Genomic DNA, 22,850 nt, shown 5'->3' on the forward strand with positions numbered 1-22,850 from the left:
TTTTTATTCCAAATCCGATTTATTCAACAACGCTGTTAAAACACCAACGGCGGCATCGTCACTGGTTATAGCATGGGCATTGTATTCCACCATGGCGTGCCATTGCGCGATATGGAATTCGTACAAGATCACCCAACTGGCCTACCCGGCTCTGGTATCCTGATGACTGAAGGCTGCCGTGGTGAAGGTGGCATTATGGCCAACAAGGATGGCTACTGTTACCTACAGGATTACGGTATGGGGCCGGAAACACCACTAGGCGAACCAAAGAACAAATATATGGAGCTTGGCCCACGCGACAAAGTCTCCCAGGCGTGCTGGCCGAACCATCGCCACCTCACGCGGCGATGTAGTCTATCTTGATCTGCGCCATCTGGGTGAGACAAAGCTACTGGAGCGGCTACCGTTCATCTGCGAGCTGGCCAAAGCCTACGTCGGCGTGGATCCGGTGCAGACGCCGATCCCAGTACGCCCAACTGCGCACTACACCATGGGCGGCATTGAAACCAACAAGACCTGCGAAACCCGTATCAAGGGGTTATTCGCGGTTGGCGAGTGCTTTTCCGTTGGGCTGTATGGTGCCAACCGCCGCGATTCCAATTCGCTGGCCGAGTTGGTGGTATTCGGGAAGGTAGCCGGTGAACACGCCGCACGATGGGCGCTGGAAAGCGGCCCGGCCAACAGTAGTGTACTTGAAGCCAAAGGACGCGATGTCGAGACCTGACTGAGCAACCTGATGAAACAAGAAGGCAACGAAAATTGGTCGAAGATCCGCGACGAGATGGGTCTATCGATGGAAGAAGGTTGCGGTATCTACCGTACGCTAGATCTGATACAAAAAACCATCGATAAGCTGGCGGAACTGAAAGAGCGCTTCAAACGGGTCAAAATCACCGACAAAGCCAGCGTATTCAACACCGATCTGCTATACACCATCGAGCGGGGATACGGCTTAGAAGTTGCCGAATGCATGGCGCCCTCCGCTATCAATCGCAAAGAATCACGCGGTGCGCACCAGCGTCTGGATGAAGGCTGCACCGAACGTGAAGATGTCAACTTTCTCAAGCACACGCTGGCGTTTCATAACCCAAATGGCGTACCACACCTAGAGTACAGCGATGTGAAAATCACCAAACTGCCACCCGCGAAACGCGTTTACGGTACTGAAGCCGATGCGCACGAGAAAAAGATTAAGGAGCAGGCCAATTACTGAGATGACCCCCCTAAAAATCGAAGTCATGCGCTATAATCCAGAATGCGATACCGAACCGTATTTCGAGACCTTCTCGGTGCCTTACGATGAGTAGACTTCGCTGCTCGACGCATTAGGTTACATTAAGGATAACTTGGCACCGGATCTCTCCTACCGCTGGTCTTGCCGCATGGCAATCTGCAGTTCATGCGGCATGATGGTCAACCAAGTGCCGAAGCTGGCCTGCAAAACCTTCTTGCGTGAATACAGCGACGGCATGAAGGTCTAAGCACTGGGCAACTTCCCGATCGAGCGCGATCTGGTGGTCGACATGACCCACTTTATTGAGAGCCTAGAGGCGATGAAGCCCTATATCATCGGCAACAACTGCAAACCGGAGGAAGGCGCGAACGTGCAAACCCCAGCACAAATAGCAAAGTATCACCAGTTTTTCGGCTTCATCAACCGTGGCCTGTGCTATGCCGCTTGCCCGCAGTTCGGCCTCAATCCGCAATTTATCTGCCCGGCAACGATCACCTTGGCGCAGCGCTACAACCTGGATAACTGCGACCATGGCAAAAAACAGCGTATGGTGCCGCTCAACGACCAGAATGGGGTCTGGAGCTGCACCTTCGTCGGCTATTGTTCCGAAGTCTGTCAGAAACACGTTGATCCGACCGCCGCCATTTAGCAAGGCAAAGTAGAAAGCACTAAAGACTTCATGATCACCATGCTGAAGCCGCAATAAGGAAGAAAATTTGCAATGAAAACTCAACGTAAGCCCTATGTGCGCGCCATGACGCAGTCCTGGTGGCAAAAACTTGGATTCTATCGCTTCTATATGCTGCGCGAAGGCACCTCGGTGCTAGCGGTATGGTTTAGCATCGTGCTGCTGTATGGCGTGTTCGCGCTGCAAGGCGGCGCGGACAACTGGGCCAATTTCGTCGGTTTCCTGCAAAACCCGTTGGTGCTACTGATTAATGTGGTCGCCCTGCGGGAGGCGATAATGCACACCAAAACTTGGTTCGATTTGGCACCAAAAGCCGCCAATATCGTGATTAACAGCGAAAGAGTGGGGCCAATGCCGATCGAGGACTATGTGTGGTCACCCTGCTAGTCAGTGTGATCATTCTGGCCGTGGCCCTGATGTAATACGGAGGAAATATGATAAATCAAGCACCTGAACGCTCTGACGAGCCAATTTTCTGGGGATTTTTCGGCGCTGGCGGCATGTGGAGTGCGATAGCCGCGCCAGCCATGGTGTTGCTAGTCGGCATTCTGCTTCCGTTGGGACTGTTCCCCGGCGAAGCGCTGAGCTATGAAAGAGTGCTAGCGCTCTGCCAAATACTGATCGGCCGCCTATTCCTGCTGCTGATGATCATTCTGCCACTATGGTGCGGCCTGCACCGCATCCATAATGCGATGCATGACTTGAATATCCATCTACCAGCCGACAAATGGGTGTTCTACCGCCTGGAGGCGATCCTCAGTATGGTCACTCTGATTGGGGTCATGGCCTTGTAAGCCCTCCTGGCGGCCAATGTCGTTGGCCGCCTCTCCCAACCTCTTAATGACTGCTGAACTTCAGGCCAAGAATACCGATCATAATCAGGCACAGGCTGATAATACGAGCGATGTTGGTCGACTTGCCCAACAGTACCATCCCCATAATCGCCGCCCCTACCTCACCGATGCTAGTCTATACCGCATAGGCGGTGCCAGTAGGCAACGTTTTCATAGCGTGCGCCAACAGCAACATGCTGATTACCATCGCGGTGATGGTGATGATGCTGGGGGTCAAACGGGTGAAACCCTAGGTGTATTTCAGACCAATAGCCCACACCACTTCGAGCAAACCAGCAATAGCACTTTAAGTGGGCAAGCCGCGTCCTAAACTGCGTAAAATTTATTAAGGCTTGCGGTCTAATACCGTCTTTCTTAGCACGAATACATAACTATACCCTAAATAATTCGAGTAGCAGGAAGGTGGCTGTGCAGTGAAAAATCGGTTGGGAAGTGATTTGAACAGCGCTTGCATGGGCACGGGCTGAACCTCAGAAATGAGATTGATTAGTCCCCACCAGTCAGTGACTGGGGTGAGCGAAGAAAGCTCACTCATAGGCAACTCGATGTATGACGGGTATATCTAATGATCTTAGCTGGCTGTAAGCGATATAGCCTAAACACCTTCGCCAGAACCGTGAAACCTATTTACAACCGCTAAGGAACATAAGTAATCACAGGGTGACCATAGCCAGCAGAGTTTTCTCCATCATGTGGAGTATGCCAACGTGCAACAGGCAGGGATATAACCGAGGAGGAACAGTGGTTCCTCTGCCTTGCCAATTATTTAACGCGAGAGACGTACTCGCCACAACGGGTGTCAACACGGACCACTTCGCCAATCTGTACAAACAACGGTACCTTAACCACAGCACCGGTACTCAGGGTTGCTGGCTTACCACCAGAACCTGCAGTATCACCTTTCAGCCCTGGATCGGTATCAGTGATTTCTGCTTCGATAAAGTTTGGTGGCTGAACAGCGATAGGACAGCCGTTCCACAGCGTGATAATACATTCCGCATTATCCTGGAGCCACTTTGCCGCATCAGAGACGGTTTTTGCTTCAACCTGATGCTGCTCAAAAGTCTCAGGGTGCATAAAGTGATAGAAATCACCGTCGCTGTACAGGTAGTTCGTGTTGGTATCAATAACATCTGCGCCTTCACAAGAATCGGTAGATTTAAAGGTTTTTTCCACGCGGGTGCCAGTCAACAAACGGCGCATTTTTACGCGGGCAAACGCCTGGCCTTTACCAGGCTTAACGAACTCGCTTGACTCGACAGCGTAAGGTTCGCCCTCGAACATTATTTTAATACCCGGACGGAAATCTTTGCTAGAATATGTCACCATGATAGCCTTCTCAATATTTGAACTGTTAGGAAAAAATGACCCATATTCTAACCCAAAATACAGCTTATAGAGAAGATTGGTTACATCAACTCGCCGATGCTATTACCAATACTGATGAATTACTGCGGTTTTTGTCATTGAGTACACATCCAGAACTGTCACAGGGGCACGATGCACGTCGGCTGTTCGCGCTGCGGGTGCCGCGCGCTTTTGCCGCGCGCATGCGGCCAGGCGATGCCAATGACCCGCTGCTGCGTCAGGTGCTCACTGCCAAAGAAGAATTCATCAATGCTCCCGGTTTCACCACTGATCCGCTGGATGAACAGCGCAGCGTAGTGCCGGGTGTGCTGCACAAATACCGCAATCGCGCGCTGCTGCTAGTCAAGGGAGGGTGTGCAGTCAACTGTCGCTACTGCTTCCGCCGCCATTTCCCGTATCAGGACAATCAGGGCAACAAGGCTAACTGGCGTCAGGCGCTGGATTATATCCGCCAACATCCAGAACTGGATGAAATTATTTTCTCTGGTGGCGATCCGCTGATGGCGAAAGATCATGAGTTGGGCTGGCTGATCGACGAGTTGGCGGCTATCCCGCACCTAAAGCGCCTGCGTATTCATACCCGCCTGCCGGTAGTGATCCCGGCGCGCATTACGCCTGAACTGTGCCGATGGCTATCAGCATCGCGTTTACAGGTGCTGATGGTCACCCATATCAACCATGCCAACGAGATTGACCGCGAACTGCAAGCTGCCATGGCACAGTTGCGGCTGGCCGGGGTGACACTGCTCAACCAGAGTGTACTAATGCGTTGCATCAATGACGATGCCGACACGCTGGCGGCGCTAAGCAACGCGCTATTTGATGCCGGTATTCTGCCCTACTATATCCACATGCTGGACAAGGTACAGGGGGCAGCGCACTTCATGGTGAGCGACGACGAAGCACGCACTATCATGCAGTCGCTGCTGAGCAAAGTTTCCGGCTATCTAGTGCCGCGCCTGGCGCGCGAAGTGGGCGGCAAACCGAGCAAAACGCCGCTCGACCTGCATCTAATACAAGATTGAAGTACGCCGCAGCGGCAAAAAAGGAGAAATGCCTAGGTATTTTTTTCAGACTGCTGACAAAGTACTTCTAGACCTGATAGCGATAATTTAACCACATCATCCGAGCACGATAAATCCATAGATTAAATATCATTAATTAAAAAAACACCCAGTTAAAGACATCATCTGGGGCTTGTCATCAATTTTAGTCATGTTTAGGCATTCCTCTTTTTTATTTATTAAGGGAATCCATAAACTTGGCCAACCATTTTGCTATCCAGTGGAGGCGTTGTTGAATAAATCGAACTTTTGCTTGGCCACGGAATGTCGCTATTTTGACAGAAGAAGAGTGATCTTATCCTCGTGGCGGCCAAAAGTTCGATTTATTCAACAACGCCCCGTAGATGCAGAAATACATGAGGTCATCTGTGCTGACCTTTCTTTGAGCAATGTCACCGATACCGAAGCCTTCCCAGGTCTCATCCGTCAGAGGTACCGTAAAATCAAAGTCGCCTCGGCGGATCGGGCTTACGATACGCGAGTGTGTGATGATGAGTTAAGGCGCAAGAAGCTCAGGGCGTTAATACCGCCAAGAAGCGGAGCCCGTTATTGGTCGGCAGTATGCAGACCGAAATCCAGCGGTGGCGAACCAGCGCGTTACCGGAGAAAACACACGGTGAAAAAGTATGACAGGCTACCACCGACGTTCGATAGCGGAAACAGCGAGGTACAGAGTAAAACAGCTATTTGGTGGTCACCTTTCGCTGCGAGATTATGATGGGCAAGTTGCAGAGGCGATGGCCATGATCTGTGCATTAAACAAGATGACGCTCGCCGGTATGCCAGAAAGTGTACACCTTGCCTGAAAGATGCACATTCAGGGGAATCTTTATTCCAAATCCGATTTATTCAACAAAGCCAGGCAAAGGTTACAATAAAGAAGAACTGGTGCGGCTTAATTATCATTATCTGTTCCGTGATTATTGTTCCCATAAGATTAAATCGATCGATCCCCGTCTGTTTGATCATCTTTATCGCCTGCAGGGGCTGCTAGGTACCAGCAAGCCGGTACAGTTGATTTCAGGATATCGTTCTGTAGATACCAATAACGAATTGCGTGCGCACAGCCGTGGCGTGGCTAGGCACAGTTACCACACCAAATGGCAGGCGGTGGATTTCTATATTGAAGGCATCCAACTGAGCAATATCCGTAAAGCGGCGTTAAAAATGCACGCTGGTAGTGTAGGATATTACCCACGAAGCAACAGTGTACACATCGATACTGGCCCGGCAAGGAGTTGGTAATCGTGCTGCCCATAGGTGAATAGCGCCAGCCCGCTGAGTATGGCGCTGGTGTTATTATTGGAGCCTTATGAAATATCATATTATTCCTGTTACTGCCTTTAGTCAGAACTGTAGCCTGATTTGGTGTGAACATACCCAGCAGGCGGCGCTGGTCGATCCCGGCGGGGATGCGGAAAAAATCAAAGCCGAAGTGGCTCAGCGTGGGGTGACTCTCTCTCAGATCCTGCTGACGCATGGCCACCTTGACCACGTTGGTGCCGCAGCAGAGCTGGCTGAGCATTATCAGGTGCCTATTTTTGGGCCGGACAAAAAAGATGCTTTTTGGGTGGGCTGCCTGCCAGCGCAAAGCCAAATGTTTGGTTTGGAAGAATGCGCGCCGTTGATGCCTACTCAGTGGTTGGCGGAAGGCGATGAGGTTAAGGTGGGGGAGATGACGCTCAAAGTGTTGCATTGCCCTGGCCATACTCCGGGTCATATTGTCTTTATCAACCAGCAAGCGCGCTTAGCGTTGGTAGGCGACGTGCTGTTTAACGGCGGCATCGGGCGCAGCGATTTTCCGCGTGGCGACCATCAGGCGCTGATCAGCGCCATCCGTACAAGGTTGTTGCCGCAGGGTGACGACATGGGCTTTATTCCCGGCCATGGATCTATGTCCTCCTTCGGCCATGAGCGTCAAACCAACCCGTTCCTGCGTGAGGCTACACCGCCAAGGTAAAGGTTATTATTTCCTTGCAGAAATATAAGGGGCGCGGTGAGTGCCCCCTGTGGCTATATGCCGGTATGCTTACAGCACGGCAACGATGGCTTCACACAACGGTGCCATGTTGTCTGGCGTCATGCCCGCAACGTTAACACGGCCAGAGTTTACCGCGTACACGCCAAATTCATCACGCAGGCGTAGAACTTGTTCTTTGGTCAGACCGCTGAATGAGAACATGCCGTTCTGGCTGATGATAAACTCAAAGTCCTTCTGAGCGACTTTCTCCTGTAAGGTATTCACAAACAACTGACGCATACTGTGGATACGCTGGCGCATATCAGTCAGTTCCTGCACCCACAGTGTACGCAGTGCGTCGTTGGTTAGGATGGTAGCTACTATGGCTGCCCCATGAGACGGCGGGTTTGAATAGTTAGCGCGAATAGCCGCTTTCACTTGGCTGAATGCGCAATCGGCGGTTTCAACGTCTGTGGCCATCAGAGTGCAGGCCCCCACGCGTTCATTGTACAATCCGAAATTTTTCGAGTAAGAACTTGCGACGATCAACTCCTGATGTTGGACAGCAAAAATACGCAGGCCCTCAGCATCTTCTTCCAGACCCTTGGCAAACCCTTGGTATGCAAAATCGAACAGCGGTAACCAGCCGTGGATGGCGGAAAGCTCAGCCAATTGACGCCATTGTTCGGCGGTAGGATCGATGCCAGTCGGGTTATGGCAGCAACCGTGGAACAGCACCACGTCGTCGGCCTGTGCCTGCTTTAGGCTACCCAGCAGACCATCAAAGTCCAACGCATGATTGGCAGCATCATAGTAGGTATATTCCCGCACTTCCAGACCCACGGCGGTGAAGACGTTTTTATGGTTTGGCCAGCTTGGGTTGCTGATCCAGATGCGCTTAGCATTGGTTTGATTGGCGATAAAGTCAGCTGCTACCCGCAGGGCACCTGTACCACCGGGCGTTTGCGCGGTACGTGCGCGCTTGTCGGCGATGATAGTGCTTTGTTTGCCGAACAGCAGCTCTTGCGTGCAGTTGGCGAATGCCGGAATACCTTCAATACCGAGATAATTTTTGGTGGTCTCATTCTCCAGCAGATATTGCTCAGCTTTTTTGACGCTGGTTAGCACCGGAGTTTTACCGGTTTCATCTTGATAGGTACCAATGCCAAGGTTGATTTTATTTTGGCGGGCGTCCGTGTGAAAGATGTCGGCCAGGCCCAGGATTGGGTCGGCTGGTGCAGCAGTGATGTTTTTAAACATGTCGGGTGTTTCCAAATCTCGGAGTTAAGCAGATGGAGGGCATCAGGGTAGCGACAGTGATGGGGTTTGCCAACCGCTTGCGAAAAAAACACTGCAATAATTATGAAGTAGGTGAAGCCAACAGAAAAAACGATTGAGAAGGGGAAAGTAGCAGGATAAAAAGTTAGCGGAACGCACAAAAAAACAGAGCCGATGCCCTAATGCTGATCATTGAAGGATCGGTTGAACGATGCGCATACGGGTGTAGCAAGGGTTCATTTATGGCCCTTTTTTATGCAACTATCTCAAGCACGCGGCATCATCAATCTTAGCGCTCCAGAGCAGCTTAAACCCTTTGCCGACTTGCTGCCTGCCAGCCTGATCTGGCAAGCATTAACTCCTACTGAGATGTCACTTTTCACAAGCGCAAACTTCCACTGGGATCTAGGGTGTAGCTGGGCATCGGTATGGCAGTATTCAGCCAGTATCCTGTTTCCCAGACCGTTAATCTCAAGGATACTGTCGATTGCGTTATCCGGCCACGCGCGTGAATGAACTTTATGCGCAGCGTTGGGAGATAGAATGAGGACACCCTGAGGCCAAACAGGGCCTGTTGGGCGCATATTCAATAAAGTTTGGTGTTTTGCTTATCAGCCATTGTCGGGGACGATACCGGGTCATTTAAAGCACTTTTATGAACAGACCTGTTAATCTGGTATTACCTTTCGGTGGACGCGAAATTATCCCAAGAGGTTAGGGCAGGATTAGTCAAATACCTATCAAAAACAGTGTCGATCACCTTAGGTGATTGGCATTAAGCCGAAGCTTTATTTTTAACTAAGTATACCCGCCATACTTCACGTTGCTTGTGCGCTAGCTTTCCTCGCTTACCCCAGTCACTGACTGTTGTATGCTCCTGGGTATCCATAAACCTCATCCCTGAGGTTCCGCATGCGAGGCAGCACAAGCGCCGTTCGAATCGGTTCACGACCGATTTTTCGCTAGGTTGCTGCCTTCCTGCAACGCGAATTATTTAGGGTTATAAACGCTAAACCTGCGTTAAGTTCAATAACTTATAACTGGTAAACTAGACCAACAGCGACGATATTATCGGTAGTAGTGCCAATAGCTTTAGTGAACTCGTTGTCGTTCAGCAGGTTGATTTTGTAATCAACATAAGTGGACATATTTTTGTTGAATGCGTAAGTACTACCAACAGAGATATATTTAACCAGATCTTCATCATGCTCCATGCCTGCGTAGTGTATGTTCTTACCTTTAGATTGTAGGTAGGATACTGCTGGACGTAGCCCAAAGTCGAATTGGTACTGTGCGGTCACTTCTAAGTTGTGAGTTTTGTTAGCGATGCCATTCTCATAGGAGTATTTACCGAATTGCGTCATGTTGCTGGTTTCTGCGTACATTGCTGCCAGGTAAACGTTGTTGGCATCGTATTTTGTACCTACAGTCCAGGCCTCAGCCTTTTTGCCAAGCTCTTTATCATTCAACTTCTGCGTTTCGGTACGGTTAGAGGACGCATAGGCAGCACCAATGCTTATGCCTTCACCAATGTCATAAGTAGAGGATATACCCCAGCCTTCGCTGTTTTGTTCCTCGATGTCGCGCTTTTTCGCAGTGTTTTTACCTTGATACTGCAAAGCGAAGTTCAGGCCGTCAACCAAGCCGAAGAAATTGTTGTTACGGTAAGTTGCAACGCTGCCGGTACGACTAGTCATGAATTTGTCGGCAGAAGAGTAAGTATAGCCACCAAACTCCGGCAGTGAATCTGTCCAGCTCTCCACGTTGTACAGTACGCCGTAGTTACGGCCGTAATCGAATGAACCGTATTCAGCAAATTTCAAACCAGCGAAGCCCAGACGAGTTTTGCTATCTCTGGAACCTATAGATTCAGGGTGGTTAGTCATAAGCTCGTGTTCCCACTGATAATAACCAGTCAGTTGGTCGGTAATATAGGTTTCCCCTTTGAAGCCCATACGAGCATAGGATTTATCTTTATCCTCTTGTTTTTCCTTGGAAAAGTAATGCAGACCGACAACTTTACCGTACAGATCCAACTTGTTGCCGTCTTTGTTGTAGATTTCTACTGCGTTTGCTGCACCCGCAGCTAACAGAGCTGGGATCACTACTGCAAGAATGTTGTGCTTCATCATTAATTACCCTCATTGGTGTTATTCTGGCACCTGTGCTACTGCCACCAATAATCCTTTTGAACTATTGTTGATAGATTGGTGCCGACCTATGTCTGAACGCAGTCTTCCATTCACGGGCAGGTTAATCTAGAAAGAAAATGCTACCAATCTCTCGTTTTAGTTTCAAAAAGAAACCATGTGTTACAAATTATAAATTTCCGGGAGCTTTGTGATATGGGTCATTATCCATAAATGCACAAGGCCAGCGTAAATCTGGCCTTGTTTTGTAACAAATATCGTTGAAAAGGTTTTTGAACGGGTTAATTCAGAAGCTTGCATTGCGTGGGGTACGTGGGAAAGGGATCACATCACGTACGTTTTGTACACCGGTGACGTAGGCGATTAAACGTTCAAAGCCTAAACCAAAGCCGGCGTGAGGTACGGTACCGTAGCGGCGCAAGTCACGATACCACCCGTAGTCTTCTTTATTCAGCCCCATTTCTGCCAGACGCTGATCCAGCATATCCAGGCGCTCTTCACGCTGAGAGCCGCCAATAATCTCACCGATGCCAGGTGCCAATACGTCCATTGCCGCCACAGTTTTGCCATCGTTATTCATGCGCATATAGAAGGCTTTGATGTCTTTTGGGTAATTTTTCACCACCACAGGGGCCTTGAAATGTTTCTCCGCCAGATAGCACTCATGCTCGGAAGACAAGTTAATGCCCCAGGATACTGGGTTTTCGAAGGTCTGGCTGGAAGCGAGGAGGATCTCTACTGCTTCGGTGTAATCAACCTGCGCAAAATCGGAAGAAACAAAACGTTGCAGGCGAGCGATGGCGTCTTTGTCGACATGCTTGGCGAAGAATTTCATATCATCTATACGCTCATTCAAGACGGCCTGGAACACATACTTCAGCATTTTCTCCGCCAGTGTGGCAACGTCATCCAGTGTAGCAAAAGCGACTTCCGGCTCGACCATCCAGAACTCCGCCAGGTGGCGGCTGGTGTTGGAGTTTTCAGCACGGAAGGTTGGGCCAAAGGTATAGATTTTTGATAGCGCGCAGGCGTAGGTTTCGCCGTTTAACTGGCCGGATACAGTCAGGAAAGCTTCTTTGCCGAAGAAGTCTTCGCTGAAATCAGTAGCACCTTGGTCGGTGCGCGGTAGGTTTTCCAGATCCAGCGTAGAAACGCGGAACATTTCGCCAGCACCTTCGGTATCAGAGGCGGTAATCAGTGGGGTAGATACCCAGAAAAACCCATTCTCATGATAGTAGCGGTGAATAGCCTGTGCTAAGGTATGGCGCACGCGCGCCACAGCGCCGATCAGGTTGGTACGTGGGCGCAGATGGGCTACTTCACGCAGATACTCAATGCTGTGGCGTTTGGCTGCCATGGGATAGGTGTCTGGATCGTCTACCCAGCCGACCACTTTGGTAGCAGTGACCTGCAACTCGAGACTTTGGCCTTCACCTGGCGATGCGACAACCTTGCCGGTGACTTCAACAGAACAACCAGTGGTCAGGTGTAGTACTTCATCTTGATAATTCGGCAGAGAATGATCAACCACAGCCTGTAAAGGATTAAAGCAGGAACCGTCATAGACGGCCAGAAAGGAGATACCTGCTTTAGAATCTCTCCGGGTACGTACCCATCCACGCACGGTGACTTCACTGCCAACTTCAGCACGACCATGCAGTACATCGACTACAGGCACTACGCTCATAGATTTCTCTCTTCAATATTTGGTTTAGAATTGGCTTATAGCCCAAGAATATGGGGATGTTTGCTATGTTACTTGCCGCAGGGCAGAGCACAAGCAGAAATCGCCAGATGGTTGCCACATTTCTTGGTGCTATATCCGGCAAAGAAAGCGTCAACGGGTTTTTTTCACCAGCGGCAGAGATCGAAGGCTTTGACGAAGGCTTCATCCTGACAGATGGTTTTCCCTGTACTATCGGAAATCTTGGCTACCGGTTTGCCTTTACATTAGACCAATTTAATCACGATATTCAGCGGCTTGACGCCTGGAATATCGCAGGTTAGGTGGGTGCCAATGCCGAACACCAGATTGATGTGCTTGTAGAAGTGGCGGTACAGCGCCTGTGCCTTATCCAGATCGAAGTTATCCGAGAACACCAGTGTTTTACTCATCGGGTCGATGCCAAGTGCCCGGTAATGTGCGATCACTTTTGTGCCCCATGCGAACGGATCGCCCGAATCGTGGCGCAGCTCTTGGTAACGTTGAGCGAATTGCGGGCCAAAATCGCGTAGGAAGGCATCCATGGTGATGCAGTTGATTAGCGCGATGCTGAGCTGATCCGGATATTCATCCAGCCAAGCCTGCAACGCAGCGCGCTGGCTGTTGGCTAAAGCCGGGCTGATCTGCTAGTGAGCCTTGAACCACTCATGCGCCTGGGTACCAACCGGTGCCAGATCCCACTGATGCGCCAGATCATAATTGCTGGTACCTGCCAAATACGGGAACTCTGCCTTCATGGTGCTGACAATCGCCTGCTCCACGCCCTGTGAGAAACGGCGACGCGTGCCAAAATCCACCAGCTTGAAACGCGAGATATCTACATCGCTAGCCAGGGTTTTGAACTGTAACAACTTGCTGCGCAGATGGGCGACAGCCAGTTCCGGGGTGACCTCTGGCGAGCGGTGGCGGTGTACCACCTCGCTGATTACCGCCAGTAGTGGCACTTCCCACATGATCACCTCGCACCACGGCCCGGCGATACGTATCTGTAGTTTGCCACTGCGGTTTTAGATGCTCACCTGCTGCGGATGGTAGCGAAAATCTCGCAGCCAATTCAGATAGTCGTGGCTGAAGAAGGGGAGTCCTGAGAGATAGGCAAATTCCGCGTCGGTCAGTGCCACTTGGCTCATTAGTGGGATCTAATCGGCGTACTCACCCAGCAACTCGTTACCACGACAGCGGCATTCCGCTGCAACGCTGATTGTGGGATAGCGGTGCAACACTGCTTGCTGCATATGAAACTTATAGGCGTCAGTATCAAGAAGTGATGTCAAAATGGGGAAAGCGTATTGAGTCATAGCGTGTTACAGCACCCTCGCCAGATGTATTATCTTATCAATCAGTTAGTTGAATAATTTTTTTTATTTTACTTGCAAATAATTTATGCAAAGTGGAAAACAAAACAGGACTAAGGGCCTATCCCGGTAGGCGTACATTACTTGTCGGCCAGTTTGCACAGGGACAGCACATAACAACCGTAGCGTACAGGGGTACGTGAGGATGGTGAGCGCTGCGCAGGTATAAAATGGCAAATAAAATAGGGCGTTGTTGAATAAATCGAACATTTGGCCGGCACGCGGATCAGATCACTCTCCTTCTGTCAACATAGCGACATTCCGTGGCCCAGCAAAAGTTCAACATCACCAACTGGAAGGATTACAACAACGCCCTTATCACTCTCGGTGGATGAAACGGCACTTCACGCCTGGTACTGCGAGGCAAAACTTTCTCTGCGTGGTCGCACACCACATTATTCCGATATGGCAATCACCAGCGTATTGATGCTGAAACGGATTTTCGGCCTGACACTTCGCGCCCTCCAGGGCTTCGGACTCCATTGTCACACTGATCAAAGTGCCGTTGAACTGCCCGGACGACACCTGCATCAGTAAGCGGGCGAAGTCCGGCCATGTCCCGTTTAAAATCCCAACGCCGGGTGAAATTGCGCATCTCGTTATCGACTCTACCGGGCTCAACGTCTCAATTTCAACGCTTGAGCAGAAATCTTTCATGTTTATCATGGAAGCTATATCGGCAGTGTGTGAAAATAGAAGGAAATCTGACTTGAGGATATAGGTATGGTAAACCGTGCATTGGTGGAAGAACAACGTGAAGATACCCGCCTGATCATCGAAGAACTGCTGGAAGATGGCAGCGATCCACACGGGATATATACCATAGAGCACCATCTCTCTGCTGAAAAATTTGAAGCACTTGAGCAGGCTGCCGTGGAAGCCTTCAAGCTTGGCTTGGAAGTGACTGACGCTGAAGAGCTGGAAATTGAAGACGGTTCACTGGTGATGGGCTGCGATGTGATCAGTAAAGTTGGTCTGAACGCCGAACTTATCGACATGCAGGTGGAGAAATTGGTGGCGCTGGCGGAGCGCTATGGTGTCAACTACGACGGTTGGGGTACCTATTTTGAAGATCCGAACGCGGACGACGAAGATAGTGATTTCAGCGACGACGACGAAGGTAAGCACCACTGATTAACTGTATTGAGCCTGTACATAAATTTGTGTAGTTGCATGATTTTGATATGTTCAATCCAGCATCAAATGAAGGTTAATTTATGGACGAAAACAGTTGCAAGTTCTGGCTAACGAACTAGTCAAAAATCTCAAAACCCATGAGGATCTTAGCCAGTTCGATCGCCTGCTGCAGAAAATTAGCGTCGAGGCTGCTCCCAACGCTGAAATGACTCACCACCTGTGCTACGATAAAAATCAGCCCAAATCTGGCTCCAATACCCCGCAATGACTACTCGACAAAGATCGTAACCACTGTTGATCGCCCGCTGGAGCTGCGTATTGCACGCGATCGCGAAGCAACCTTTAAACCGCAACTGGTGAAGAAAAACCAGATCCGTATTACGGGGATGGATAACCAAATCCTGTTGCTTTACGCCAAAGGCATGACCACGCGAGAGATTGCCGCTGCATGTAACACGCTATGTTCCCGTAATTCAATGCACATACGTCAACTGCAGTAGGTCGCATCCATTTCTACACATAATCTCGCAGCGACAGGTTACCACCAAATAGCTGTTTTACTCTGTACCTCGCTGTTGCCGCTATCGAACGTCGGTGGTAGCCTGTGATACTTTTCCACCGTGTGTTGTCTCCGGTAACGCGCTGGTTCGCCACCGCTTGATTTCGCTCTGCATAGTCTGCCGACCAATAACGGGCTCCGCTGCTGGGCGGTATTAACGCCTTGAGCTTCTTGCCCCTTAACTCATCATCACACACTCGCGTATCCTAAGCCCGATCCGCCGAGGCGACTTTGATTTTACGGTACCTCTGGCGGATGAGACCTGGGAAGGCTGCGGTATCGGTGACATTGCTCAAGGAAAGGTCAGCACAGATGACCTCATTTGTTTCTGTATCTACGGCCAAATGCAGTTTTCGCCAGATCCGCCGTTTTTCCTGACCGTGTTTTTTTTACCTTCCACTCCCCTTCACCCAACACGTTGAGCCCGCTAGAGTCGATAACGAGGTGCGCAATTTCACCCGGCGTTACGGTTTTAAACGGGACATGGCCGGACTTCGCCCGCTTACTGATGCAGGTGTCGTCCGGGCAGTTCAACGGCACTTTGATCAGTGTGACAATGGAGTCGACAAAGCCCTGGAGGGCGCGAAGTGTCAGGCCAAAAATCCGTTTCAGCATCAATACGCTGGTGATTGCCATATCGGAATAATGTGCTGTGCGACCACTCAGAGAAGTTTTTGCCTCGCAGTACCAGGCGTGAAGTGCCGTTTCATCCCCCACGCAAGTGAGTGAACCCCGAGTGATAAGGGCGTTGTTGTAAGCCTTCCAGTTGGTGATGTTGAACTTTTGCTGGGCCACGGAATATCGCTATTTTGACAGAAGGAGAGTGATCGGATCCTCGTCCTGGCCAAAAGTTCGATTTATTCAACAACGCCCACCCTGCGGCCATCGGCTAAAGTAATGTTTATCTGGCACGCAATCGCGTATCGCATCGCTGTCAGTTGATCTATTCTTATAGGCGCAAGGAGCGCAGCAAAAGGCAGGGAGTACGATGAAAAAGCAGGTTGATAACAGGGGTTATGTCACATGGCAGTAGGGATCCAGAATAGAGGCTTCACACGTTGGTGGCTGCCAGTATTGGCGTTGTTTATGGTTATGCAACTGAACGCCTGTGGCGATAAAGAGCCAGAACAACGCAAAGCGTTCATTGACTACTTACAGAATACGGTGATGCTCAGCGGGGCTAGACTCCCCGCACTGAGCGAAGATCAGCAAAAAAAGTTCAGCAACTATAAAGGTAACAGTGATTACGCCATTTTAGTCGGCTTTTCCCAACAGATGGCGCGGGTATGGCGTTGAAACAGCCAGATGATCTAAAAGCGGTGTACAACCAGGTTTATGACAACATCGTCACTGTGCCAACTTACGCACTGATGCCAGCGATCCCAACCACCACCAGCTTCATCCAGGATCTGGTACACATTGGGGATTTTTTGCAGGCTTAAGGCAACCAGCTGAGCTTCAACAACAACGGTGTGCAGTTCCGCACAGCTCAGCAGGCGACGCAATATAACGCCATGATATTGAATCTGGTGGCCAAACAGCAGGATTTACTGAAAGCACAGCAAATCATGCAGCCCTTAATGCAATAAGTTCTTTTTATTCAAAACCCCAGGCCGACTGCAGACCTGGGTTAATTCCTCTCAGCCTTTCCAATAACTCACGCACTGCTAGCTCCCACAACTCAATTAATCGCATTGCTATTCCCCAGCGGGAAAATACTCCCAGGGAAAGTCACTTTCTAAATACCTGCGCCTAATACCGCTCCACTTTCGTTAAGCCAGGTTTATTGCCTGTTAACGGTGAGGCGGCTTTCATAAAATGACCCATATTTTTTAGCAATTGCCATCTCGTCCGGCAACGGTGATTGCGTGTAACTGTCTCATGTAAAGCCAACCACAGGAGCTCTATCCTGTTTACCCATGGAAAGTAAAATGGCTGATAAATAACAATAAAATTCGGGTTGCGCCGCAACCAGCTCAACGTTTCTTTACTCTTGTGAATGATGTAATTATCGACAATCAGCGTAATGGTTTTGGCACTTCGGTATGTGCTTCTCAGCTTGCGTAACAGGCTAATGAATAAACCCGAGTTTTTATGGTTTCCACTGACATAATCAACTCTTCCGGTTCCTGCATAAAGGGCACCCGCGAGGTAATGCTTTTCATTCTGTCCCGGTGTCGTGATGCGTTTTTGTTGACCCTTTTTCTGCCAGTCAGCACCTATTTTAGGGTTCATATCGATGTCTACCTCATCTTCGTAAAAGACGGGATGTTGCAGCCGCTCTACGCCACACAATACCGGCTCTCGGCAACCAGCGCCGAAGTGAGCCAGGATGTAACGTTGAGTTAAATAATTTATTAATTTCAATCGTTAACATCTCAGTATTCCACCGAGAGCGCAGATAGCCAAAGTCCTGTGGAGAACGCTGAACGAGCAAATCAAGCATCTTCAACATCGCCTCCGTGGGCCATTTTCGGGGGCGTCCAGGTGAAAGGCTTGCCAATCCTTCATAGCCGCCCAATGTGAACAAATTAACCCATCGTCCGACAGCGGCACATAAGGTTTTACCTAGGTAATTCAGCGTGTAGCCACGGTGTAACATCAACATGGCGATAAGGCGTCTGGCATAATTTTTATCTGGTGTTTTCTGGATAATTTTTTGTATCTGACGTCGTTCATGTCGGGGTATGGGTGCTATGTTCGGCATTACTCAGTCCGGTTGTGAGGGGTTGTGATGTTTGGCGATTGATCAGATCGCTCAAACCGGATTAAGTTCCTTCAGTGATCTACTATTTAACGCAGGTATTTAGTGAAAATGCGGCCGATGATAAGATCCTCTTTAGGCCCAGATACGATGGCCTATTTATCGTCATAAGGTACTCTTTTACATATGAATTATGCACTGGAATTATCGCAATTGGCCAAGAACTATGCCGGTGGTGTAAAGGCATTGCGTGGCATCGATCTGAATGTTAAGGTATGGAATTTTTATGCCCTGCTGGGGCTAAACGGGGCTTGAAAATCCACCACCATCGGCATTATCAGCTCGCTGGTCAACAAAACCACTGGCAAAGTGCAGGTTTTTGGCTATGACATCGATAAAGACATCGTTAACGCCAAACGCTAACTTGGGCTAGTCCCACAGGAGTTTAACTTCACCATGGCAGTTAGGATAGCAAACCAACTGGGGTAGGCGGGCAGTACAATGAGCAAATAACGGGCGGGTCGCCCGTTATGATGCTCAAGCGACCTGAACTGGCAGCGCTTTCGCCTTGCGCAGCAGGTGGTTGTTACCCTCGAAGTAGGCTACTTTGGGATGGTGCTGGTGGGCATCGGCCTCGCTCATCTGCACATAGGAACAAATGATCAGCTTATCGCCAACGCAGGCGCAGCGCGCTGCCGCGCCATTAACCGAAATGATGCGTGAACCACGCTCGGCAGCGATGGCATAAGTGGAGAAGCGTTGGCCGTTATCAACGTTATAAATATCGATGGCTTCATATTCCAGAATGCCCGCGGCCGTCAAAAAATCTTGGTCGATGGCACAGGATCCTTCGTAGTGCAAGTCGGCTTGCGTGACTTTCACCCGATGTAGCTTGCCTTGCATCATAGTACGTATCATAACTTTACCTAATTGAATATCAGCCTTCACAGGCGTTGAGTTAAACATCTGTTCCGCATCCTTTACCTCTGATCCTTATCGCCCCGATTACCGCTGTTGCCTGCTTTCCAGCGCATCGACACAGTGACGATCCCACATAAAATGGCTTACAGCGTCAGATCAACCTGTTGATTTTCGATCAGACGTGCCTGACCCAACCAAGCGGCCATCAATACCACCGCGCGGCGGCTATCGGCTGTCAGTGGCTGTAGGCTATCGGCATCGCGGATAAACAGCGCATCCGGGGTAAAACCGGCGGCACGGAGTTGTTCTGCCGTTTGTTCCAGCATCTCATCAATGTGGCGTTCACTATTGACCAACTGCTGCGCCAATCCATTCATGATCTTGTGGAGCTGCGGTGCGATTTTACGCTCGTCTGCGGTTAGGTAGCTGTTGCGCGAACTGAGCGCCAAGCCGTCTTTGGCACGCACGGTAGGCACGCGGACGATGTCAATATCGTAGCACATATCCGCCACCATTTTACGGATCAGTACCCACTGCTGATAGTCCTTTTCACCAAAGCAGGCTAGATCTGGTTGCACCAAATTGAATAGCTTGCTGACAATAGTGGCGACGCCGCAGAAATGTCCGGGGCGGCTGGCCCCTTCCAACATGGTAGCAATGCCCGGTACATCGACGTAGGTTTGCTGTTCCAGCCCCTGTGGGTAGATATCGCCTGCTACTGGTGCGAATACCAGATCTACACTGCGACGGGCCAACTTCTCACAGTCTTCCTGCAAAGTGCGCGGATAACGCGCCAGATCGTCTGGTCGTTCGAACTGCATCGGGTTAACGAAAATGCTTACTACCACGACATCGGCACGGGCGTGCGCCTCATCGACCAGCATCATGTGGCCATTATGCAGGTTGCCCATGGTCGGCACCAGCGCAATACGCTTACCGTCCTGACGCCAGCGTCGGATCTGTTGGCGCAGCAATGGCAGGGATTCAATAATAATCATTAGGCACTCCTTTAGATCGGCCATTTTACTTGCCTGTGGGTGATTGGCCTGTGCCGCTCTCCTCACATCGGGAACTGGCCACCGCTATCACACCTATTAAGCACCTATCTCATTAGGTTATTTTATTTGCCATTTTGGCCCTGGGCAGTGCTCACCATCCCCACGCATGCTATATACGCTGCGGTTGTTGTGTGCTGTCCCTATGCAAACGGATTGCAATACGCCTAATGGGATAGATTAAACCTGTTGTTAATTCAAAGAGAGGCCTTGCTCTCCTGCCTCGATATATTGCCGCACTGCCATACGTATATTGCCGCTATACGCCAGGAAGTTTTTAGCAAATCTCAGCGTGTGGTCACTGATAATACCTAAAACATCATGCATCACCAGGATCTGGTCATCGGTAGCGTTACCCGCACCGACGCCAATGACCGGAATGGACAGCGCCTCGGAGATTTGGCGCGCGAACTTAGGGCACGTATGCCAACACTAACAGTTGCATGCCAGCCTGCTTATCGCGTCCCTGTACCTTGTAGCCGCCAAAAACGTTGACTGACTGTGGTGTCAGCCCAAAGTATCCGCATACCGGCACTGCGCATTCGGTAAGCATTTTCACCGTTTCACATAGCCAATTACCACCTTCCAACTTCACCATGTTGGCCCCGGCCCGCATCAGCTCGGCGGCATTGGTGAAGGTCTGTGCCAGGGTGGCGTAACTCATGAAGGGTAGATCGGCTAGCAATAAGCAGGCTGGCGCGCCTTGGCGCACTGCGCGGGGTATAGGCGATGGCGGTAACAGTGACTGGCAGCGTGGAATTGTGACCCTGTAGCGTCATACTCAGCGAATTGCCGACCGACAATGCCACAGCACCATGCTGTTTTCCGGCACGCGTTTCAGGCAGTTGGCGAGCGATTCGCCATCTGGGAAGACGATATTGGGGGCGATTTCAGCTAGCGGATAGAGCATGAACTCACGCTCTTTCAGGCCATAATGCGGCACCGTTAGGCGATCGGTGTCAATAACTTGATCGTCATACAGCATGATGTCCAAATCGAGAAGGCGTGGCCCCCAACGTTCATCCTTAGGTATGCGCCCTTGATGACGTTCTATCGCCTGAGTGTGATCAAGCAGTTGTTCAGGTGGCAACAGGGTATCCAACACCACCACCGCGTTAAGGAAGTCCGGTTGGTTCTGTGGCCCCAGCGGCTTGGAGCGGTAAAGAGATGAACAAACTATCAGCTTGGTGCGGGGGAGATGCCCAAGTGCCTCAAGAGCGGCGTTAACCTGCTGTAGCGGCTGTGCCAGGTTGCTACCCAGCGCGATATAAGCGCGAAACATTATGCTCCCTTTTTACGCGGTACCCGACGGCGCGGTGCTGGTTCGTCACTTTAGCATGGCCTTCTGACGTGCTGGCGTGGCGAGCTGGAACTCACCCCACCACTCGGACAAGTGCAGCATTTCCTGATTGCTTTCAACTTCGGCGCGCAGCGCCAGCAAATTATAGGCGTCGTAGAACTGCGGGTGATCCATTAGCTTATGCGCGCGCTTGCCTTGGCGGCGGGTTAGGCGTAGCTGCAACTGCCAGATGTCGCACACCAGTGTGGTAATGCGTTTTGGAATGGCCAGTGAACGACACTGTTCATCCAACACATCGTTCATCGCCAATGCGAAGGCGTCGTAATATCCCAGGCCGCTTTCCTGCGCTAATTTCTGCGCGTGCTCAAGCAGCGGATGCCATAGCATGGCGGCGAACAAAAACGCCGGGGTGACGCCCATACTGTTCTGCAAGCGGTGGTCTATATTCTTCAGCGCCAGCACCAGTGTGCGTTCCATCCATGTGGCGTGATTTGGCGTAAAGTGGCGCGCAATCAGTGGGAACAGCGGCTGGAACAGTTGGTATTCGCACAGCTTCAAGTAGGCGGGGTAGCCGTAGCACGCCATTAGCAGTTTGATGGATTCTTCGAACAGGCGCGCGGGTGGGATCTCGTACAGCAGCGAGGCTAGGCGCGGGATAGGCTCGGCGGTCTCATCGCTGATTGTCATGCCCAACTTGGCGGCGAAGCGCACCGCGCGCAGCATGCGTACTGGATCTTCACGGTAGCGTGTTTCTGGATCGCCGATCAGGCGGATCACGCCCTGCTGCAAATCGCGCAGGCCATCAACGTAATCACGCAGCGTGAAATCTGCCACGCCGTAGTACAGGCTATTGATGGTGAAATCACGGCGTTGAGCGTCTTCTTCAATAGAACCGAAAATGTTGTCGCGCAGCAGCATGCCGTTTTGTGCCTGCTGGGAAGAATTCTGGTCATATTCCGGGGTTTGCTCATGGTGCCCACGGAAGGTGGCGACCTCAATAATTTCCGGCCCGAACATCACATGCGCCAAACGGAAACGGCGGCCTACCAGGCGGCAATTGCGGAACAGCTTGCGTACCTGCTCTGGCGTAGCGTTGGTGGTGATGTCGAAATCTTTTGGTTTTTTCCCCAATAAAAGGTCACGCACACTGCCACCGACCAGATAGGACTCATAGCCGGATTTGTTCAGGCGGTACAGCACTTTCAGCGCGTTCTCGCTGATGTCTTTGCGCGAGATAGAATGCTGTTCGCGCGGGATGGTGGTCATAGAGCTAGTTCCTTGCGTGGCGGGAAACGGCGGACGTTTACGCGCCACAGAGCGGCTGGCTGGGGCTGTTGCTCTGCCATGATTAGCGGAACGTTGTGGCGGCGCAGTGCGCTCTTCTGCCGCCGTGCTTTTTTTGCAGGCCAGGTTTTTATCGCTGACCTGCGTTTCATCGCGGGGCAGTTTGTCATCGCGGATGAGTACATTACGGCAAAAAAAATTGGCTACTCGGGTAAA

At 50.7% G+C, this 22,850-nt stretch carries 14 protein-coding genes and 13 pseudogenes; 13 read left to right on the top strand and 14 right to left on the bottom strand.

Annotation, left to right across the window (positions count from 1 at the left end; genetic code table 11):
* Positions 1-39: 39 nt before the first annotated feature.
* The 4 genes and pseudogenes from AACL06_RS02130 to frdD all read left to right on the top strand — a co-directional run.
* A pseudogene (locus AACL06_RS02130) lies at positions 40-1,213 on the top strand (FAD-binding protein); the annotation flags it as partial.
* Positions 1,206-1,883, top strand: a pseudogene (locus AACL06_RS02135) (succinate dehydrogenase/fumarate reductase iron-sulfur subunit). The pseudogenes AACL06_RS02130 and AACL06_RS02135, both read left to right, overlap by 8 nt.
* 72 nt (positions 1,884-1,955) lie before the next feature.
* Positions 1,956-2,344: pseudogene (gene frdC / locus AACL06_RS02140) on the top strand (fumarate reductase subunit FrdC).
* 12 nt (positions 2,345-2,356) lie between these two features.
* Positions 2,357-2,716: a fumarate reductase subunit FrdD gene (gene frdD / locus AACL06_RS02145; RefSeq protein WP_339037640.1), complete on the top strand. Its 360-nt coding sequence runs from the start codon at positions 2,357-2,359 to the stop codon at positions 2,714-2,716.
* 43 nt (positions 2,717-2,759) lie between these two features.
* Here frdD and sugE read toward each other — a convergent pair.
* A pseudogene (gene sugE, locus AACL06_RS02150) lies at positions 2,760-3,056 on the bottom strand (quaternary ammonium compound efflux SMR transporter SugE).
* 482 nt (positions 3,057-3,538) lie between these two features.
* On the bottom strand, positions 3,539-4,105 hold the full coding sequence (gene efp, locus AACL06_RS02155; RefSeq protein ID WP_339037642.1) for an elongation factor P: 567 nt from the start codon (positions 4,103-4,105) through the stop codon (positions 3,539-3,541).
* Positions 4,106-4,140: 35 nt separating this feature from the next.
* Between efp and epmB the strand changes: the two genes are divergently transcribed.
* The 4 genes from epmB (at position 4,141) to AACL06_RS02175 (ending at position 7,168) form a co-directional block, all read left to right on the top strand.
* Positions 4,141-5,169, top strand: a complete 1,029-nt coding sequence (gene epmB / locus AACL06_RS02160; RefSeq protein WP_339037644.1) for an EF-P beta-lysylation protein EpmB — start codon at positions 4,141-4,143, stop codon at positions 5,167-5,169.
* A gap of 268 nt (positions 5,170-5,437) precedes the next feature.
* Positions 5,438-5,926, top strand: coding sequence for a transposase (locus tag AACL06_RS02165; protein WP_339037646.1), 489 nt, complete (start codon positions 5,438-5,440; stop codon positions 5,924-5,926).
* 71 nt (positions 5,927-5,997) lie between these two features.
* Positions 5,998-6,453 (top strand): YcbK family protein, encoded by a 456-nt coding sequence (locus tag AACL06_RS02170; RefSeq protein ID WP_339037648.1) that lies wholly within the window; start codon positions 5,998-6,000, stop codon positions 6,451-6,453.
* A gap of 67 nt (positions 6,454-6,520) precedes the next feature.
* A complete protein-coding gene (locus AACL06_RS02175; protein ID WP_339037650.1) occupies positions 6,521-7,168 on the top strand; it encodes an MBL fold metallo-hydrolase in 648 nt (215 codons plus the stop codon).
* A gap of 69 nt (positions 7,169-7,237) precedes the next feature.
* Here AACL06_RS02175 and AACL06_RS02180 read toward each other — a convergent pair whose 3' ends face one another.
* The 4 genes and pseudogenes from AACL06_RS02180 to pncB form a co-directional block, all read right to left on the bottom strand.
* Complete coding sequence (locus AACL06_RS02180; RefSeq protein WP_339038471.1) at positions 7,238-8,428, bottom strand: amino acid aminotransferase; 1,191 nt, start codon at positions 8,426-8,428, stop codon at positions 7,238-7,240.
* A 1,052-nt stretch (positions 8,429-9,480) separates the two neighbouring features.
* The gene (gene ompC, locus AACL06_RS02185) at positions 9,481-10,578 is read right to left on the bottom strand and encodes a porin OmpC (protein ID WP_339037652.1); all 1,098 of its coding nucleotides are present in this window, start codon (positions 10,576-10,578) and stop codon (positions 9,481-9,483) included.
* A 304-nt stretch (positions 10,579-10,882) separates the two neighbouring features.
* A complete protein-coding gene (gene asnS, locus AACL06_RS02190; protein WP_339037654.1) occupies positions 10,883-12,283 on the bottom strand; it encodes an asparagine--tRNA ligase in 1,401 nt (466 codons plus the stop codon).
* 150 nt (positions 12,284-12,433) lie between these two features.
* A pseudogene (pncB, locus tag AACL06_RS02195) lies at positions 12,434-13,617 on the bottom strand (nicotinate phosphoribosyltransferase).
* A 320-nt stretch (positions 13,618-13,937) separates the two neighbouring features.
* Between pncB and AACL06_RS02200 the strand changes: the two are divergent.
* The 3 genes and pseudogenes from AACL06_RS02200 to AACL06_RS02210 all read left to right on the top strand — a co-directional run.
* Positions 13,938-14,299 (top strand): annotated as a pseudogene (locus AACL06_RS02200) (transposase); the annotation flags it as partial.
* A 98-nt stretch (positions 14,300-14,397) separates the two neighbouring features.
* On the top strand, positions 14,398-14,808 hold the full coding sequence (gene rraB / locus AACL06_RS02205) for a ribonuclease E inhibitor RraB (RefSeq protein WP_339037656.1): 411 nt from the start codon (positions 14,398-14,400) through the stop codon (positions 14,806-14,808).
* A 79-nt stretch (positions 14,809-14,887) separates the two neighbouring features.
* A pseudogene (locus AACL06_RS02210) lies at positions 14,888-15,272 on the top strand (transposase); the annotation flags it as partial.
* A gap of 58 nt (positions 15,273-15,330) precedes the next feature.
* Here AACL06_RS02210 and AACL06_RS02215 read toward each other — a convergent pair.
* Together AACL06_RS02215 and AACL06_RS02220 are read right to left on the bottom strand one after the other, a co-directional pair.
* Positions 15,331-16,144: pseudogene (locus AACL06_RS02215) on the bottom strand (IS5 family transposase); the annotation flags it as partial.
* Complete coding sequence (locus AACL06_RS02220; RefSeq protein WP_339037658.1) at positions 16,077-16,238, bottom strand: hypothetical protein; 162 nt, start codon at positions 16,236-16,238, stop codon at positions 16,077-16,079. The pseudogene AACL06_RS02215 and the gene AACL06_RS02220, both read right to left, overlap by 68 nt.
* Before the next feature lie 155 nt (positions 16,239-16,393).
* Between AACL06_RS02220 and AACL06_RS02225 the strand changes: the two are divergent.
* Positions 16,394-16,959 (top strand): annotated as a pseudogene (locus tag AACL06_RS02225) (DUF3053 family protein).
* Positions 16,960-17,122: 163 nt separating this feature from the next.
* On the opposite strand, the pseudogene AACL06_RS02230 reads toward AACL06_RS02225, so the two are convergent.
* A pseudogene (locus AACL06_RS02230) lies at positions 17,123-18,077 on the bottom strand (IS630 family transposase).
* Between the two features lie 183 nt (positions 18,078-18,260).
* Between AACL06_RS02230 and AACL06_RS02235 the strand changes: the two are divergent.
* A pseudogene (locus AACL06_RS02235) lies at positions 18,261-18,494 on the top strand (ATP-binding cassette domain-containing protein); the annotation flags it as partial.
* A 117-nt stretch (positions 18,495-18,611) separates the two neighbouring features.
* Here AACL06_RS02235 and panD read toward each other — a convergent pair.
* From panD to pcnB, 5 genes and pseudogenes are all read right to left on the bottom strand, one after another.
* Positions 18,612-18,992, bottom strand: coding sequence for an aspartate 1-decarboxylase (panD, locus tag AACL06_RS02240; protein ID WP_339038472.1), 381 nt, complete (start codon positions 18,990-18,992; stop codon positions 18,612-18,614).
* Positions 18,993-19,138: 146 nt separating this feature from the next.
* Positions 19,139-19,993 (bottom strand): pantoate--beta-alanine ligase, encoded by an 855-nt coding sequence (gene panC, locus AACL06_RS02245; protein ID WP_339038474.1) that lies wholly within the window; start codon positions 19,991-19,993, stop codon positions 19,139-19,141.
* 249 nt (positions 19,994-20,242) lie between these two features.
* Positions 20,243-20,907: pseudogene (panB, locus tag AACL06_RS02250) on the bottom strand (3-methyl-2-oxobutanoate hydroxymethyltransferase).
* Positions 20,832-21,332, bottom strand: a complete 501-nt coding sequence (folK, locus tag AACL06_RS02255; protein WP_339037660.1) for a 2-amino-4-hydroxy-6-hydroxymethyldihydropteridine diphosphokinase — start codon at positions 21,330-21,332, stop codon at positions 20,832-20,834. Before folK ends, panB begins: the two are co-directional and overlap by 76 nt.
* Positions 21,332-22,811 (bottom strand): annotated as a pseudogene (gene pcnB, locus AACL06_RS02260) (polynucleotide adenylyltransferase PcnB). Before pcnB ends, folK begins: the two are co-directional and overlap by 1 nt.
* Positions 22,812-22,850 lie beyond the last annotated feature (39 nt).

The sequence above is a fragment of the Serratia symbiotica (Periphyllus acericola) genome (assembly GCF_964019515.1).
Taxonomy (GTDB): Bacteria; Pseudomonadota; Gammaproteobacteria; order Enterobacterales; family Enterobacteriaceae; genus Serratia; species Serratia symbiotica_D.

Excerpts from the sequence above, each read along its gene's own strand:
- frdD (WP_339037640.1), top strand. The coding sequence starts at position 2,357 with ATGATAAATCAAGCACCTGAACGCTCTGACGAGCCAATTTTCTGGGGA.
- efp (WP_339037642.1), bottom strand. The coding sequence starts at position 4,105 with ATGGTGACATATTCTAGCAAAGATTTCCGTCCGGGTATTAAAATAATG.
- epmB (WP_339037644.1), top strand. The coding sequence starts at position 4,141 with ATGACCCATATTCTAACCCAAAATACAGCTTATAGAGAAGATTGGTTA.
- AACL06_RS02175 (WP_339037650.1), top strand. The coding sequence starts at position 6,521 with ATGAAATATCATATTATTCCTGTTACTGCCTTTAGTCAGAACTGTAGC.
- AACL06_RS02180 (WP_339038471.1), bottom strand. The coding sequence starts at position 8,428 with ATGTTTAAAAACATCACTGCTGCACCAGCCGACCCAATCCTGGGCCTG.
- ompC (WP_339037652.1), bottom strand. The coding sequence starts at position 10,578 with ATGATGAAGCACAACATTCTTGCAGTAGTGATCCCAGCTCTGTTAGCT.
- asnS (WP_339037654.1), bottom strand. The coding sequence starts at position 12,283 with ATGAGCGTAGTGCCTGTAGTCGATGTACTGCATGGTCGTGCTGAAGTT.
- rraB (WP_339037656.1), top strand. The coding sequence starts at position 14,398 with ATGGTAAACCGTGCATTGGTGGAAGAACAACGTGAAGATACCCGCCTG.
- panD (WP_339038472.1), bottom strand. The coding sequence starts at position 18,992 with ATGATACGTACTATGATGCAAGGCAAGCTACATCGGGTGAAAGTCACG.
- panC (WP_339038474.1), bottom strand. The coding sequence starts at position 19,993 with ATGATTATTATTGAATCCCTGCCATTGCTGCGCCAACAGATCCGACGC.
- folK (WP_339037660.1), bottom strand. The coding sequence starts at position 21,332 with ATGTTTCGCGCTTATATCGCGCTGGGTAGCAACCTGGCACAGCCGCTA.